Annotated in this window: 15 protein-coding genes; 2 read left to right on the top strand and 13 right to left on the bottom strand. The window is 68.4% G+C overall.

Features of this window, described 5'->3' with window-relative positions; all coding sequences use genetic code 11:
- Nucleotides 1–391: 391 nt before the first annotated feature.
- The 3 genes from AMYBE_RS0100230 to AMYBE_RS0100220 form a co-directional block, all read right to left on the bottom strand.
- The gene (locus tag AMYBE_RS0100230) at nucleotides 392–2,413 is read right to left on the bottom strand and encodes a protein meaA (RefSeq protein ID WP_084469833.1); all 2,022 of its coding nucleotides are present in this window, start codon (nucleotides 2,411–2,413) and stop codon (nucleotides 392–394) included.
- 50 nt (nucleotides 2,414–2,463) lie between these two features.
- Nucleotides 2,464–2,778: a DUF6191 domain-containing protein gene (locus AMYBE_RS0100225; RefSeq protein ID WP_020657305.1), complete on the bottom strand. Its 315-nt coding sequence runs from the start codon at nucleotides 2,776–2,778 to the stop codon at nucleotides 2,464–2,466.
- Between the two features lie 214 nt (nucleotides 2,779–2,992).
- A complete protein-coding gene (locus AMYBE_RS0100220; RefSeq protein WP_020657304.1) occupies nucleotides 2,993–3,547 on the bottom strand; it encodes a hypothetical protein in 555 nt (184 codons plus the stop codon).
- 113 nt (nucleotides 3,548–3,660) lie between these two features.
- Here AMYBE_RS0100220 and AMYBE_RS0100215 point away from each other — a divergent pair, with 113 nt between their 5' ends.
- Nucleotides 3,661–4,287 (top strand): LysE family translocator, encoded by a 627-nt coding sequence (locus AMYBE_RS0100215; RefSeq protein WP_020657303.1) that lies wholly within the window; start codon nucleotides 3,661–3,663, stop codon nucleotides 4,285–4,287.
- A 182-nt stretch (nucleotides 4,288–4,469) separates the two neighbouring features.
- Here AMYBE_RS0100215 and murA read toward each other — a convergent pair whose 3' ends face one another.
- Nucleotides 4,470–5,744, bottom strand: a complete 1,275-nt coding sequence (murA, locus tag AMYBE_RS0100210) for a UDP-N-acetylglucosamine 1-carboxyvinyltransferase (RefSeq protein ID WP_020657302.1) — start codon at nucleotides 5,742–5,744, stop codon at nucleotides 4,470–4,472.
- 61 nt (nucleotides 5,745–5,805) lie between these two features.
- Here murA and AMYBE_RS0100205 point away from each other — a divergent pair, with 61 nt between their 5' ends.
- Nucleotides 5,806–6,372, top strand: coding sequence for a cob(I)yrinic acid a,c-diamide adenosyltransferase (locus AMYBE_RS0100205; RefSeq protein WP_020657301.1), 567 nt, complete (start codon nucleotides 5,806–5,808; stop codon nucleotides 6,370–6,372).
- Nucleotides 6,373–6,457: 85 nt separating this feature from the next.
- On the opposite strand, the gene AMYBE_RS0100200 is transcribed toward AMYBE_RS0100205, so the two are convergent.
- From AMYBE_RS0100200 to atpB, 9 genes are all read right to left on the bottom strand, one after another.
- The gene (locus tag AMYBE_RS0100200; protein WP_020657300.1) at nucleotides 6,458–6,892 is read right to left on the bottom strand and encodes a DUF2550 domain-containing protein; all 435 of its coding nucleotides are present in this window, start codon (nucleotides 6,890–6,892) and stop codon (nucleotides 6,458–6,460) included.
- 27 nt (nucleotides 6,893–6,919) lie between these two features.
- Nucleotides 6,920–7,276, bottom strand: a complete 357-nt coding sequence (locus AMYBE_RS0100195) for a F0F1 ATP synthase subunit epsilon (protein WP_020657299.1) — start codon at nucleotides 7,274–7,276, stop codon at nucleotides 6,920–6,922.
- Between the two features lie 124 nt (nucleotides 7,277–7,400).
- On the bottom strand, nucleotides 7,401–8,828 hold the full coding sequence (gene atpD / locus AMYBE_RS0100190; protein ID WP_020657298.1) for a F0F1 ATP synthase subunit beta: 1,428 nt from the start codon (nucleotides 8,826–8,828) through the stop codon (nucleotides 7,401–7,403).
- On the bottom strand, nucleotides 8,828–9,766 hold the full coding sequence (locus AMYBE_RS0100185; RefSeq protein WP_020657297.1) for a F0F1 ATP synthase subunit gamma: 939 nt from the start codon (nucleotides 9,764–9,766) through the stop codon (nucleotides 8,828–8,830). Before AMYBE_RS0100185 ends, atpD begins: the two co-directional genes overlap by 1 nt.
- Before the next feature lie 11 nt (nucleotides 9,767–9,777).
- The gene (gene atpA, locus AMYBE_RS0100180) at nucleotides 9,778–11,415 is read right to left on the bottom strand and encodes a F0F1 ATP synthase subunit alpha (protein WP_020657296.1); all 1,638 of its coding nucleotides are present in this window, start codon (nucleotides 11,413–11,415) and stop codon (nucleotides 9,778–9,780) included.
- A 54-nt stretch (nucleotides 11,416–11,469) separates the two neighbouring features.
- Complete coding sequence (locus tag AMYBE_RS0100175; RefSeq protein ID WP_020657295.1) at nucleotides 11,470–12,294, bottom strand: F0F1 ATP synthase subunit delta; 825 nt, start codon at nucleotides 12,292–12,294, stop codon at nucleotides 11,470–11,472.
- 6 nt (nucleotides 12,295–12,300) lie between these two features.
- Nucleotides 12,301–12,858, bottom strand: a complete 558-nt coding sequence (locus AMYBE_RS0100170; protein WP_020657294.1) for a F0F1 ATP synthase subunit B — start codon at nucleotides 12,856–12,858, stop codon at nucleotides 12,301–12,303.
- Between the two features lie 28 nt (nucleotides 12,859–12,886).
- Nucleotides 12,887–13,141 (bottom strand): ATP synthase subunit c family protein, encoded by a 255-nt coding sequence (locus tag AMYBE_RS0100165; protein ID WP_020657293.1) that lies wholly within the window; start codon nucleotides 13,139–13,141, stop codon nucleotides 12,887–12,889.
- Nucleotides 13,142–13,197: 56 nt separating this feature from the next.
- Nucleotides 13,198–13,983 carry a F0F1 ATP synthase subunit A gene (atpB, locus tag AMYBE_RS0100160; RefSeq protein ID WP_020657292.1) on the bottom strand — a complete coding sequence of 262 codons (786 nt, stop codon included), beginning with the start codon at nucleotides 13,981–13,983 and terminating at the stop codon, nucleotides 13,198–13,200.
- Nucleotides 13,984–14,075: the final 92 nt, after the last annotated feature.

Raw genomic sequence — 14,075 nt, 5'->3', positions numbered from 1 at the left:
TGCCCTTGATCGGGTCGCCTGCGCGCGACCTGCGATTTCCGGTCACCGGCCGGCCCGGGGAGCTGGCGGCAGTGACGCCGACAACAATTGAACGTAGGTGCCCGTCGCGGCCTGGTCAAAGATTCCCGGGAAACCGGGCGGGTTCCGTTATCGTTTAGAAATGCGCAATCGTGTTCGGAGTACCGTATTGCCGACTCCGCAATCCGGACGCTTCCCCAGCCTGACAGTCATTTCGATCGTCCACAAAGGATGATCAAAACACGGACGGTAACCGTCACGTTCACGCAACAATGCCTGATTCAACGAGCGAAATCGCGCAGACTGGAGAACGGCTGGAAAATGCTTGCCCGCGTGGACTATTCACCGGGTAGCAAGATCGACCGTGAATTGATCAGCTGGACAGCCCGTGCCGTTCCCGCACCAGCTCCACGATGCCGGCCATGATGCCGGTGAGCTCGTAGTCCTTCGGCGTGAACACGCGCGCGATGCCGCGTTCGGTCAGCAGGGCGGCGTCGTCCGGCGGGATGATGCCGCCCACGATCACCGGGATGTCGCCTGCTCCCGCCGCGCGCAGGCCGTCCACCACCAGCGGCACCACTTCCAGGTGCGAGCCGGACAGCACGGACAGACCGACCACGTGTACGCCCTCCTGCACCGCGGCGGCCACGATCTGGTCCGGCGTCAGCCGGATGCCCTGGTAGACCACCTCGAAGCCGACGTCGCGCGCCCGCACCGCGACCTGCTCGGCACCGTTGGAGTGCCCGTCCAGGCCGGGCTTGCCGACGAGGATGCGCAGCCGCTCCCCCAGCTCGGACTCGGTGCGCCGGACCAGTTCTCGGACCCGCTCCAGCTCCGGGTCGCCCTGCCCGGCCGCGGCTGCCGCGGAAACCCCGGTGGGGGCGCGGTACTCGCCGAACACCTCGCGCAGCGCGCCGGACCATTCGCCGGTGGTCACGCCCGCCCGCGCGCAGTCCACAGTGGCCTCGAACAGATTGTCCGAAGTAGCCGCCTTCTCCTTCAACGCGGTCAACGCGGCGGCGACCGCGGCGCTGTCCCGCTCTTCGCGCCACTGCTCGATCGCTTCGACCGCGGCCTTCTCCACCGCCGGGTCGATCGTCTCGATCGCCTTCGCGCCTTCGGCCTGCAACGGCGACGGCTCGGTGGTCTCGAACTTGTTGACGCCAACCAGAATCCGCTCGCCGTTCTCCACGCCCCGGCGGTACTCCGCCAGCGACGAGACCAGCTGCGACTTCATGTAGCCGCTCTCCACCGCCGCGACCGCGCCGCCGAGGTCCCGCACCCGGGCGATCTCCTCGCGCGCACCGGCGACGATCTCGTCCACTTTGGCCTGCACGACATGCGAGCCGTCGAAAATGTCCTCGTATTCCAGCAGATCCGTCTCGAACGCGAGCACCTGCTGCATCCGCAGCGCCCACTGCTGGTCCCACGGCCGGGGCAGGCCGAGAGCCTCGTTCCAGGCCGGCAACTGGATCGCCCGGGCCCGCGAGCCGCGCGACAGCGACACCGCGAGCATCTCCAGCACGATCCGCTGGACATTGTTCTCCGGCTGCGCCTCGGTGAGCCCAAGCGAGTTCACCTGCACGCCGTAACGCAGCCGTCGCGCCTTCGGGTTCTCGACGCCGTAGCGCTCGCGCGTCAGCTCGTCCCAAAGCTGCGTGAACGCCCGCATCTTGCACATTTCTTCGACGAACCGGACGCCCGCGTTCACGAAGAACGAGATCCGCGCGACGACCTTCTCCATGTCCGCCTGGTCGACCTGACCGGAGTCACGCACCGCGTCCAGCACGGCGATCGCGGTGCACAGCGCGTACGCGACTTCCTGCGTCGGCGTCGCGCCGGCTTCCTGCAAGTGGTAGCTGCAGATGTTGATCGGGTTCCACTTCGGCACGTGGTGCACCGTCCAGGCGATCATGTCGGTGATCAGCCGGAGGCTCGGCCCGGGCGGGAAGATGTAGGTGCCGCGGGAGAGGTATTCCTTGATGATGTCGTTCTGCGTGGTGCCGGTCAGCTTGGCCAGCACCTCGTCCACGTCGCGGCCTTCGGCTTCGGCCTGTTCGCGCGCGACCGAGACGTACAGCGCGAGCAGCCACATCGCGGGCGCGTTGATGGTCATCGAGGTGTTGGCCTCGGCCAGCGGGATGCCGTCGAACAACCGGCGCATGTCGCCGATGTGCGAAACCGGCACTCCGACCTTGCCGACCTCGCCGCGGGCCAGCACGTGGTCCGGGTCGTAGCCGGTCTGCGTCGGGAGGTCGAAAGCGACCGAAAGCCCGGTCTGCCCCTTGGCGAGATTGCGCCGGTACAGCTCGTTGGACGCGGCGGCCGACGAGTGGCCCGCATACGTGCGCATCACCCAGGGGCGGTCGCGCTCGTGGTCAGTGGGGTACGGCACGGGGCACCTCTCTTCGACGAGACGACCGCCCGATTGTACCCGCGGGTAACTTAATTGGCGGAGTGGAATCGGCCACGCCCGGGTGACGCGCCCGGCCGCACGACAACGACGCCGCGGTCCAGGTCGACCCTACCCAGCGGCGGCGCTCCCTGCGCCTGTTCCTCAAGGGTCATTTCGACCGAATCCCGGTGCTCCAGCTCGTTGCGCTTGGTGCCGTAGAGGAACGCGGTGACCTCGTCGAGGTACGTGGAAGACAGCCGCGCCTTCAGCCGGGACGGCTTGTTCTTCCGGCGCAGCTCCCAGCCACCCACGATGAGCAGCAGAATGGTGGCACCCGGCAATGCGAGACCGATCCAGGTCAGCATGCTTCATCCAACGAGCGGAGCGCGCGAACCGTTCCGCGCGATCAGCTCGGCGATCCGCGCCGCGTCCGGCTCCGCCATCAGCTCGAACCTGGGCCAACGCGCAGCCGAGCGGCAGGATCGCCACGGTGAGGTAGCTGCAGAAGTCGCGGAACTGCCGCAGGTAGCGCTCCGGGCGGCCCGGACCAGAGCAGCTGCTCGCCTTCTGCCAGCGGGTTCATGACTCACTCCGCTGTGCCAAGGCCGGCGAACCGGCCGCGGCGAACAGACCGGCGACCCGCTCCGGGTCCTTGATCGCGACGAGTTCCGGCACCATCCACAACAGCGAGGATTGCGCCCTGGTCTGCTGGTCGCGCAGCCGCTCGCGCAGGGTCGGGCGGAAGTCGACGGTGCCGGTGCCGTCGGGATAGCGGTGCACCCTCGGTTCGCGCAGATCGGCACGCCAGACCCAGCGGAATTCGATACCGCCGCTCCCCTGCGCGGCGAAGATGAGCCGGCGGTCGGTGACCAGGTACGTCAGCGCTCCCACCAGCGCCTTCCGCTGGCGGTTCCGCTCGAGCGCAAGAGCCAGCGGCACCATCAACAGGACTGGCAGCAGTGTGAAGTTCTCAGCGGGCACGTCGCACACCCACGCGACGACGAAGGCGCACGCCTCCATCACGACGTACAGCACGGCCCACGAGACATAGCCGTGGTAGTTCACGTATCGCCGCGGATACCCCTGCGGACGCCCGGACCAGAGCAGTTCTTCGCCTTCGACCAATGGGTACACCGCGGCCTCCCTCGCCTCGAAGAGTGCACGCCGTCCGGTTCGCCCGGGTTGCCCGGACGCTGTGACGGAAATCCGCGAGACTGCGGCCGATCCGGCATCTACCGTGGTCAGACGTGACATGGAGCGGATACGGCAGCTATCTGGTGATCGTGGTCCTCATCGTGCTCGCGCCCGGGCCGGACACGATGGTGATGCTGAAAAACGCCCTGTCCGGCGGGACACGCGGCGGCCTGCTGGCGACAGCGGGCATCTTCGCGGGCAACGCGGTGCAGGGCAGTGCGGCGGCGCTCGGGCTGGGCGTGGTCATCGCCCGTTCGCAGCCGGTGTTCCTGACGCTCAAGTGGCTCGGGGCCGCCTACCTGCTGTTCCTCGGTTTCCAGGCGCTGCGCGGCGCGTGGCGCGGCAACTACGAGACGGTCGCGGAGACCCAGCGCAAGCGCGCCAGCAGCTTCCGGCGGTGGCGCGAGGGGTTCCTGTCGAACATCACGAACCCGAAGGTCCTCGTGCTGTACCTGTCGGTGCTGCCGCAGTTCCTCGACCCAGCCCGCACGACGACCTGGGACGCGCTCGTGCTCGCGTACACGGTCGCCGTGCTGGGCGCGATCTGGTTGCTGGTGCTGCTGTTCTTCGTGCACCGCGTGCGGACGTGGCTGAACCGGCGCAAGGTCCGGCGCGCGCTGGACGGGGTGACCGGCACGGCGCTGATCGGGTTCGGCGCCGCGCTGGCGATCGAGAGCTGACGCAGGACCTCCGCCGTCGCTCAAGCGCCGACTTCGCGAGGCCGCTGGGAAGGCCCGCTGGGAAGGTCCGGGAAGGGCCCCTGGAGGGAATCCAAGTCCCTGAATGGGCCCTTCACGGACGGACCGGCGGAATCCGCGCAGCCGCGTGGTCGGCGGGCTTTCGAACTCCGCCGCGGCGAGAGTCACGCCCGCTCGGGCTCCCCCTCCACCCGCTCGATCCGGGCGCCCAGCCGGTTCAGGTTCTCCACGAAGTGCGGGTACCCGCGGTCGATGTGGAACACGTCCCACACCTCCGTCACGCCATCCGCGCACAGCCCGGCCAGCACCAGCCCGGCCCCGGCCCGGATGTCCGACGCCCACACCGGCGCGCTGGACAGCCTGTCCACCCCGCGGACCACCGCGTGGTGGCCGTCGGTGCGCGCGTCGCCGGAAAGCCGGATCATCTCCTCGATGAACCGGAACCGGGCCTCGTAGACGTTCTCGGTGATCATCGACGTGCCCTCGGACACCGCCGACAGCGCGACCGCGAACGGCTGCAGATCGGTGGCGAAGCCGGGGTAGGGCAGCGTCACCCAGTCGACCGCCTTCGGGCGCTCCGGCTGGACCACGCGGAAGCCCTTGTCGTCATAGGTGGTCACCTCCGCGCCGGCCAGCCGCAGCTTGTCCAGGACCAGGTCCAGGTGGTGCGGGTTCACGCCGCGCACAGTCAGGTCGCCGCGGGTCATCGCGGCGGCGAAGGCCCAGGTCGCGCCGACGATGCGGTCTCCGATCACCCGGTGCTCGGTCGGGTGCAGCTGCTCCACGCCGTGCACGGTCAGGGTCGAGGTGCCCGCGCCCTCGATCTTCGCGCCCATCTCGGTCAGCATCGTGCAGATATCGGAGATCTCCGGCTCGCGCGCGGCGTTGTCGATCACCGTGGTGCCCTCGGCCAGCACCGCCGCCATCAGGATGTTCTCGGTGGCCCCGACGCTCGGGAAGTCCAGCCAGATCTGCGTGCCCACCAGCGTTTCCGCCTTCGCGACCACGCAGCCGTGCTCGATGGTGCTCGTCGCACCGAGCTTGCGCAGGCCGTTCTGGTGCATGTCCAGCGGTCGCTGGCCGATCGCGTCGCCGCCGGGCAGCGCCACCACGGCCTGCTTCAGCCTGCCGACCAGCGGGCCCAGCACGCACACCGAGGCGCGCAGCTTGCCCATCGCCGCCGAATCGGCGCGGTGCGACAGCTCCGCGGGCGTCGTGATGCGCGCCGTGTCGCCGTCGATCTCCACCTCGCAGCCGACGCTGCGCAGGACGTCGCCCATCAGCGGGACGTCCAGGATCTGCGGGCAGTTCGTGATGGTCGTCGTACCCTCCGCCAGCAGTGCCGCGGCCATCAGCTTCAGCACGCTGTTCTTGGCGCCGACCACGTCGACCTCGCCGACCAGCCGGGCTCCGCCATGCACGTCGAAGTGCTCGCTCATGGCCGCCAATCATGCCCTCTCGCCCAGTTTTGCCCGAACCCGGGCCGGTAGAGTCGAAAGCATGGTCGTTCGCATCAACCGCGTGTACACGAAGGTCGGCGACAGCGGCACCACGGCGCTCGGAGACGGGTCGCGGGTGCCGAAAACGTCCGCCCGCCTCGCCGCCTACGCCGACACCGACGAGGCGAATTCCGTGCTCGGACTGGCGCTCGCGCTCGGCGGGCTGACCGACGAGATCGCCGGGGTGCTGCGCCGGATCCAGAACGACCTGTTCGACGTCGGCGCGGACCTGTGCATGCCGATCCGGGAGAACCCGCCGTACGAGCCGCTGCGCATCACTGAGGCCTACGTGGAGCGGCTTGAGGGCTGGTGCGACGAGTTCAACGAGCGGCTGCCGAAGCTCACCTCGTTCATCCTTCCCGGCGGCAGCCCGGGCGCGGCGTTCCTGCACCAGGCCCGCACCGTCTCCCGGCGTGCCGAGCGCTCGGCGTGGGCGCTGATGGAGGCCGAGCCGGAGACCTCGAACCCGATCGCCGCGAAGTACCTGAACCGGCTCTCCGACCTGCTGTTCATCCTCTCCCGGCTGGCGAATCCCGAGGGCGACGTCTTGTGGCAGCCAGGCGGCTGACCGCGGGCCGCCCACCGAGCGGCAAAAAGCCGGGCCGGCCACCGCGGTCAAGCGGCGGCCGGCCCGGCCGAAACACGAATAACTGTCAGGAAGCCCGCGGCAACCGCCGGCCCGGCGGGGCTGATTCCAGCCACGACAGGAACCCGGTCAGCGCACCCGGTCCCATCGCGATCTCGATCGCTTCCTGGTCCGAGGACTCGCACCGCAGCACGGTCGATCCTTCCGGGACCGCGTACGCCTCCGAGCCGGACGGGTCCCGCCGGTCAGCGATCTGCATGCTTTCCCGCTGGAACACCCGGTCCGGGCCGGTGCGCAGGCTCCACACCCGGTACCAGACGAACTTCTCGCCCTCGTACCGGCCTAGGCCGAGGTGCCAGCTGGACCGCGGGCTGTCCGGCCGCCAGCGCAGCGCGACGCTCACACCGCCGCCCCGGCGCATCCGGATCCACCGCTGGCCGTACCAGCCGACCACGACGACGAGCACGATCAGGAGCGCTAGCACGATGAGAGCGATCTGCACGGCCCGGCTCCTGTCCGTCTCGCCCGGTCAGACAGACTGACCGGCCGCGCGGAGCTGGCCGGTGGCCCGTGTCCGCTCTGCTTCGTCGCCAGTGCTCAGCGCGGCCTTCGCGGCGGCCACATCGATTTCGTCGGAAAGCTCGGCGCTCTCCGCGAGCACGCTCACCCCGGTCCCGGTCACGGACAGGAACCCGCCGTGCACGGCGGCGGTGAACGTGTCACCGTCTGTCGTCGTTACCTTCACCACGCCACCTTCGACGAGCTGGCCCAGCACCGGCTCGTGTCCGGGCATGATGCCGATCTCGCCCTCGGTGGTCTGCGCCACCACGAAGGTGGCGGTACCCGACCAGAGCCGGCGCTCGACGGCCACCAGCTCCACGGACATCTCAGCCACGTAGCACTCCTTCGCTCGGGGTGGTCACCACCGAGTGTAATAGGTCCAGCTTCGGTTACGAGAACGGCGGGGGCTGATGTCCACAGTGGACAGTGCCCCCGCCGGTCTCACGCACTCACTTGCCAGTGATCTCGTGGTACTTCTTCTCGAGGTCCTCGAGGCCGCCGATACCCAGGAACGCCTGCTCCGGGTAGTGGTCGAAGTCGCCCTTGCTGATCCGGTCGAACGACTCGATGGTCTCGGCCAGCGGCACCGTCGAGCCCGGGATCTGCGTGAAGGCCTCGGCCACCAGCATGTTCTGCGACAGGAACCGCTCGATCCGGCGCGCCCGCTGCACGGTGAGCTTGTCCTCTTCGGAAAGCTCGTCCATGCCGAGGATCGCGATGATGTCCTGCAGCTCCTTGTACTTCTGCAGGATCCGGATGACCTCGGAGGCGACGCGGTAGTGGTCCTCGCCGACGATCGCCGGGTCGAGGATGGTCGACGTCGACGCCAGCGGGTCCACCGCCGGGAAGATGCCCTTCTGGAACACCGACCGGGAAAGCTCGGTGGTGGCGTCCAGGTGGGCGAACGTCGTCGCCGGGGCCGGGTCGGTGTAGTCGTCCGCGGGGACGTAGATCGCCTGCATCGAGGTGATCGAACGACCGCGGGTCGAGGTGATCCGCTCCTGCAGCTGACCCATCTCGTCGGCCAGCGTCGGCTGGTAACCCACCGCCGAAGGCATGCGGCCCAGCAGGGTCGACACCTCGGAACCGGCCTGGGTGAACCGGAAGATGTTGTCGATGAACAGCAGCACGTCCTGGTTCTGGACGTCGCGGAAGTACTCCGCCATGGTCAGCGCGGACAGCGCGACGCGCATACGCGTGCCCGGCGGCTCGTCCATCTGGCCGAACACGAGGGCGGTGTCGTTGATGACGCCGTCCTCGGACATCTCCAGGAAGAGGTCGTTGCCCTCACGGGTGCGCTCGCCGACGCCGGCGAACACCGAGGTGCCGCCGAAGTTCCGGGCGACACGGGTGATCATTTCCTTGATCAGCACCGTCTTGCCCACGCCCGCGCCACCGAACAGGCCGATCTTGCCGCCCTGCACGTACGGGGTGAGCAGGTCGACGACCTTCAGGCCGGTCTCCAGCATCTCCGTCTTGCCTTCGAGCTGGTCGAAGGGCGGCGGGTTGCGGTGGATGCCCCAGCGCTCGAGGTCCTCGCCGTAGCCGGGCTCGTCGAGGCACTCGCCGAGCGCGTTGTAGACGTGGCCCTTGACCTTGTCGCCCACCGGGACGGTGATCGGGCCGCCGGTGTCGGTGACCTGGGCGCCGCGGACGAGGCCGTCCTGCGGCTGCAGCGAAATGGTGCGCACCAGGTTGTCGCCCAGGTGCGCGGCCACCTCGAGGGTCACCGTCTTGCGCAGCTGCTCGAACTCGATGTCGACCTTGAGCGCGTTGAACTGCTCGGGAACGGAACCGCGCGGGAACTCGACGTCGACGACCGGCCCGGTCACCGAGACGATGCGCCCCTTGGCGCGCGGGGCTTCAGTACTGGTCATCAGTCATCACTTCCTGCTGCGGTGAGCGCGTTCGCGCCACCGACGATTTCGGAGATCTCCTGGGTGATCTGCGCCTGGCGGGCCTGGTTCGCCTCCCGCGTCAGCGTGTTCACCAGCTCGTTCGCGTTGTCCGACGCCGCCTTCATCGCGGTCCGGCGGGCCGCCAGCTCCGACGCGGCCGACTCGAGCAGCGCCGAGTACAGCCGGGTGTTGATGTACTTCGGCAGCAGCGCCGAGAGCAGCTTGTCGGCGCTCGGCTCGAACTCGTAGCTCGGCAGCAGACCGGCCGGCTTCTCGTCCTCGCCCTCGGAGTACTCGACCTCCAGCGGCGCGACGCGCTTGGCGACCGGCCGCTGGGTCAGCATCGACACGAACTCGGTGTAGACGACATGGATCTCGTCCACCCCGGCGATGCCGTCGGCGTTGCCTGCCGCGTCGTCCACACCCGCGTTGAAAGACTGCACCAGCGTCTCGGCCGCCGCGACCGCGTCCGGGTAGCCGGGCTGGTCGGAGAATCCCGTCCAGCTGCCGGCCACCGGGCGGTTGCGGAACCGGTAGTAGTTCAGTCCCTTGCTGCCGGTCGTGTAGACGTCGACCTCCTTGCCCTCCTTCTTCAGGAGCGCGAGCAGCTCTTCGGTCGCCTTCAGCACATTGGTGTTGTAACCCCCGCACTGGCCTTTGTCACTGGTGACGACCAGGACGGCGGCGCGCTTCGGGTTCGGGCGCTCGACCAGGAGCGGGTGGTCGAGGTTGGCCGCCGCGCCGGCCAGCGCCGAGAGCACCTTGGTGATCTCGTCCGCGTACGGCCGGGAAGCGGCGACCTTCGCGCGCGCCTTGGTGATGCGCGCGGTGGCGATGAGTTCCATCGCCTTGGTGATCTTGCCGATCGACTTCGTCGCCTTGATGCGCGAGCGAAGCTCCCGGAGTTGTGCGGCCATGGGCTACCAGCTCACTTCTTCGGGGCGGGCTTGTTGACCTTGACGGTCTCCTGCCCGACCTTCTCGGCGTCCATCGCGTCGGCGTTCGACTCGAGCGGCTTGCCCTCGGAGGTGGTGAACTCCTTCTTGAATTCGTTCACCGCCGCGATCAGCGCGTCGCGGGTGTCGTCCTCGAACTTGCCGGTGTCGCGGATCGCGCCCAGCACCTCGGCGTGCTTGCGCCGCGCCGAGTCGAGGAACTCGAGGTTGAAGCGGCGCACGTCCTCGGTCGGGACCGAGTCGAAGTAGCCGTTCGTGCCCAGGTACACCGTGGCGACCTGCTCCTCGACCGGAACCGGCGAGTACTGCGGCTGCTTGAGCACCTCGTACAGCCGGGCGCCGCGCTCGAGCTGCGCCTTCGACGCGTCGTCCAGGTCCGAGGCGAAGGCGGCGAACGCCTCCAGCTCGCGGTACTGGGACAGGTCGATACGCAGCGAACCCGCCACGTTCTTCATCGCCTTGACCTGCGCGGCGCCACCCACGCGGGAGACCGAGATACCCACGTCGATGGCCGGGCGCTGACCGGCGTTGAACAGGTCCGACTGGAAGAAGCACTGGCCGTCGGTGATCGAGATGACGTTCGTCGGGATGTAGGCCGACACGTCGTTCGCCTTGGTCTCGATGATCGGCAGACCGGTCAGCGAGCCAGCGCCCAGCTCGTCGGAGAGCTTCGCGCAACGCTCGAGGAGACGGGAGTGCAAGTAGAAGACGTCGCCGGGGAACGCCTCGCGGCCCGGCGGGCGGCGCAGCAGCAGCGAGATCGCGCGGTAGGCGTCGGCCTGCTTGGTCAGGTCGTCGAACACGATCAGGACGTGCTTGCCCTCGTACATCCAGTGCTGGCCGATGGCCGAGCCGGTGTAGGGGGCGATCCACTTGAAGCCGGCCGAGTCCGAAGCCGGGGCCGCGACGATGGTGGTGTACTCCATCGCGCCCGCGTCCTCGAGCGCCGACTTCACCGAGGCGATCGTGGAGCCCTTCTGGCCGACCGCGACGTAGATGCAGCGGACCTGCTTCTGCGGGTCGCCGGTCTCCCAGTTGGCCTTCTGGTTGATGATCGTGTCCACCGCGACCGCCGTCTTGCCGGTCTTGCGGTCGCCGATGATCAGCTGGCGCTGGCCGCGGCCGATCGGGGTCATCGCGTCGATCGCGGTGATGCCGGTCTGCAGCGGCTCGGACACCGGCTGGCGCTCGACCACCGAGGCGGCCTTGAGCTCCAGCGCGCGGCGGCCGGAGGTCTCGATCTCGCCGAGGCCGTCGATGGCCTGGCCGAGCGGGTTGACGACCCGGCCGAGGTAGCCGTCGCCGACCGGCACCGAGAGGACCTGGCCGGTCCGCTTGACCTGCTGGCCTTCTTCGATGCTCTCGAAATCGCCGAGGATGGCCGCACCGATGGAGCGCGCGTCCAGGTTCAGCGCCACGCCCAGCACGCCGCCCGGGAACTCGAGCAGCTCGTTGGCCATGGCCGAGGGCAGCCCTTCGACGTGGGCGATGCCGTCACCGGCGTCGGCGACGACGCCGACCTCTTCCCGCTCCACCGAAGGGGCGTAACTCGAGACGTAATTCTCGATCGCGTGGGCGATCTCGTCCGAGGAGATCGTCAGCTCCGCCATTTCGTTCCCGCTCTCGCTTCTGTTCTGTCCAGTGTGCAAAGTCTGTTGTGCCGCTCAGGCCCGGCTCAGCGTGCGGCGCACCGCCGCCAGCTGCCCGGAGGTGCTGCCGTCGATGACCTCGTCGCCGACGCGGACGACGAGCCCGCCGCCGAGTGCCGGGTCGATCTCGACGTGCAGCGCGATCGGCCGCCCGTAGATGCCGTCGAGCTTGGTCCCCAGCAGGGCCCGCTGCTCGTCGGTAAGCGCGTTCGCCGAGGTCACGTACGCGACCGAGCGTTCCCGCCGTTCGGCGGCCAGCGCGACCAGCTTGTCGAGCCCGTTGCCGACCGCGCGCCCCTTGGCGCGCCGCACGACCTGCTCGACCAGGGTCTCGGTGACCGCGTCGACCTTGTCCGCGAACAGCCCGCGGACCAGGGTCCGCTTCGCGTCGGCGGGAGCGGCCGGGTTGGACAGCGCCGCCTCCAGTTCCGGGGCGCCCGCGACGATCCGCGCGACCTGGAACAGCTGAGACTCGACGGTTTCGATGTTCCCGGTCTTCTCCGCCGCGGTAAGCAGCGCGGAGCGGCCGACCGACTCGAGCCCGTCCACCAGCTCGCGGGGACTGGACCAGCGGCTGCCCGCCACGGTGTCGAGCACCTGCAGGGCCTGCTCGCTCAGCTTCCCGTCGAACAGGCGGCGGACCAGGCCCTCGCGGCTCTCCGGGGCGACCGAAGAGTCGCTGACCGCACGGCGCAGGCCGATCTCGCGGTCCAGCAGGTCGACGACCGAGAGGAGCTCGTCGCCGACCTTCGCGGAGTCGGTTCCCGCGCCGGCCAGCACCTCGCCGAGCTTGTGCTCGGCGAGGTCGAGCGCTTCACGGCTCGCAGCATGCAGCGTCATTCTGGTCTACTTCCCCGCTCCGTTAGCGGCACCGTTGGCACCGGCAGTCTCCAGCTCCGCGAGGAACCGGTCGACGGTGCCCCGGCGGCGCGCCTCGTCCTCGAGCGACTCGCCGACGATCCGGCCGGCCAGCTCGACCGCGTTGCGGCCCATTTCGGCCCGCAGCTCGGCGACGATCTGCGCCTTCTGCGCCTGCAGCTGGGCGTGGCCCTGTGCCACGATCCGCTGGGATTCGGACTCCGCCTGCTCCCGCAGCTCCGCCTTGATCTGCTCGGCTTCGAGCCGGGCGTCGTCGCGGATCTTCGCGGCTTCGGAACGAGCGTCCGCCAGCTGCGCCTTGTACTCCGACAGCGCCTTCTCGGCCTCTGCCTGAGCCTTCTCGGCCTTCTCGATCCCGCCTTCGATCTTCTGCGCCCGCTCCTCGTACGCCTTCTCGAAACGAGGGACGACGAACTTCTTGAGCAGGAAGAGCAGGATCAGGAAGGCGACGATGCCGAGGATCAGTTCCGAGATGTTCGGAACGATCGGGTTCTCTGATGCGAGCACCACTTGGGTCTTCAGCACAACGTCTCCTTACGCGAGAGCGGACGACTCAGGCGGAGGCGATGAAGTAGATGACGATACCGATCAGGGCCAGCACCTCGGTGAGCACGAAGGTGGCGTAGCCGATGCCCTGCAGCTTGCTCTGGGCCTCCGGCTGACGCGCGGTGCCGTTGATCACCGCGGCGAAGATCAGACCCACACCGATGCCCGGGCCGATCGCGCCCAGGCCGTAGCCGATCGCCGCGAGGCCCTTGTTGAGGTTGATGGTCTGGGCGGCAGCCTCGGCCAGAACGATGTTGCTCACGTGCGTTTCCCTTCACTTCGGTCCGCGCACTCACGCGGATCGGGGTCTTGGTGTTCTCAGTGCTCCGACGCCAGCGCGGCGCCGATGTAGCCCGCGGAGAGCAGGGCGAAGATGTATGCCTGCAGCACCTGGATGAATGCCTCCAGGAACGTCAGGCCGATGGCGAAGATCCACGCCACCAACGACACCGGCTTCAGCGCGATGCTCGAGGTCTCGGTCAGCAAGAAGGTGCCGCCGAGGGTGAAGACCGCCAGGATCAGGTGACCCGCGAACATGGCGGCGAAAACACGGATGGCGAGCGTGAGCGGGTTGAGGAAGAACTTCTCCGCGAACTCGATCACCGCGAACAGCGGAAGCACCGGGCGGGGGACTCCGGCCGGGGCGAGCTCCTTCTTGAAGTACCCGCCGAGGCCGTGCTTCTTGATCCCGGCGTAGTGGTACATCGGGTACACCACGAGCACCGACAACGCGATCGGGAACCCGAACCGCGCCATGGTGGGGAACTGCAGGAACGGGATGACCCCGTACAGGTTGTTCAGCAGGATGAAGGTGAACAACGCGAAGATGACCGGCACGTAGCGCTTGAAGTCTTTCGAGCCGATCTGCTCGCGGGCGATGTTGTTGCGCGCGAAGTCGTAGATGGACTCGGCCACGAACTGGCCCTTGCCCGGAACGACTTTCAGCTTGCGCGTCGCCAGCAGGAAGTACCCCGCGATGATGATCACCGAGAGCACCACCAGAAGCATCGGCTTCGTGACGAAGCCGAACAACGGCGGCAGCTCAAAGCTTTCGGCGCCAGGGGGCGCGAAGGTCGCACCCTCGGTCAGTACCAGCGCGGCCACTGGGCTCCTCCCGGTTCTCCCGGCCGGCGTTCACTCCGCCGGGGGAATCGTCACGATCTGGACTTAACGTACCCGATACGCATCGGGACGCC

The sequence above is a fragment of the Amycolatopsis benzoatilytica AK 16/65 genome (assembly GCF_000383915.1).
Classification (GTDB): Bacteria; Actinomycetota; Actinomycetes; order Mycobacteriales; family Pseudonocardiaceae; genus Amycolatopsis; species Amycolatopsis benzoatilytica.
The sequence above is the reverse complement of the archived record's forward strand: the minus strand, read 5'-3'. Positions and strand labels throughout refer to the sequence as shown.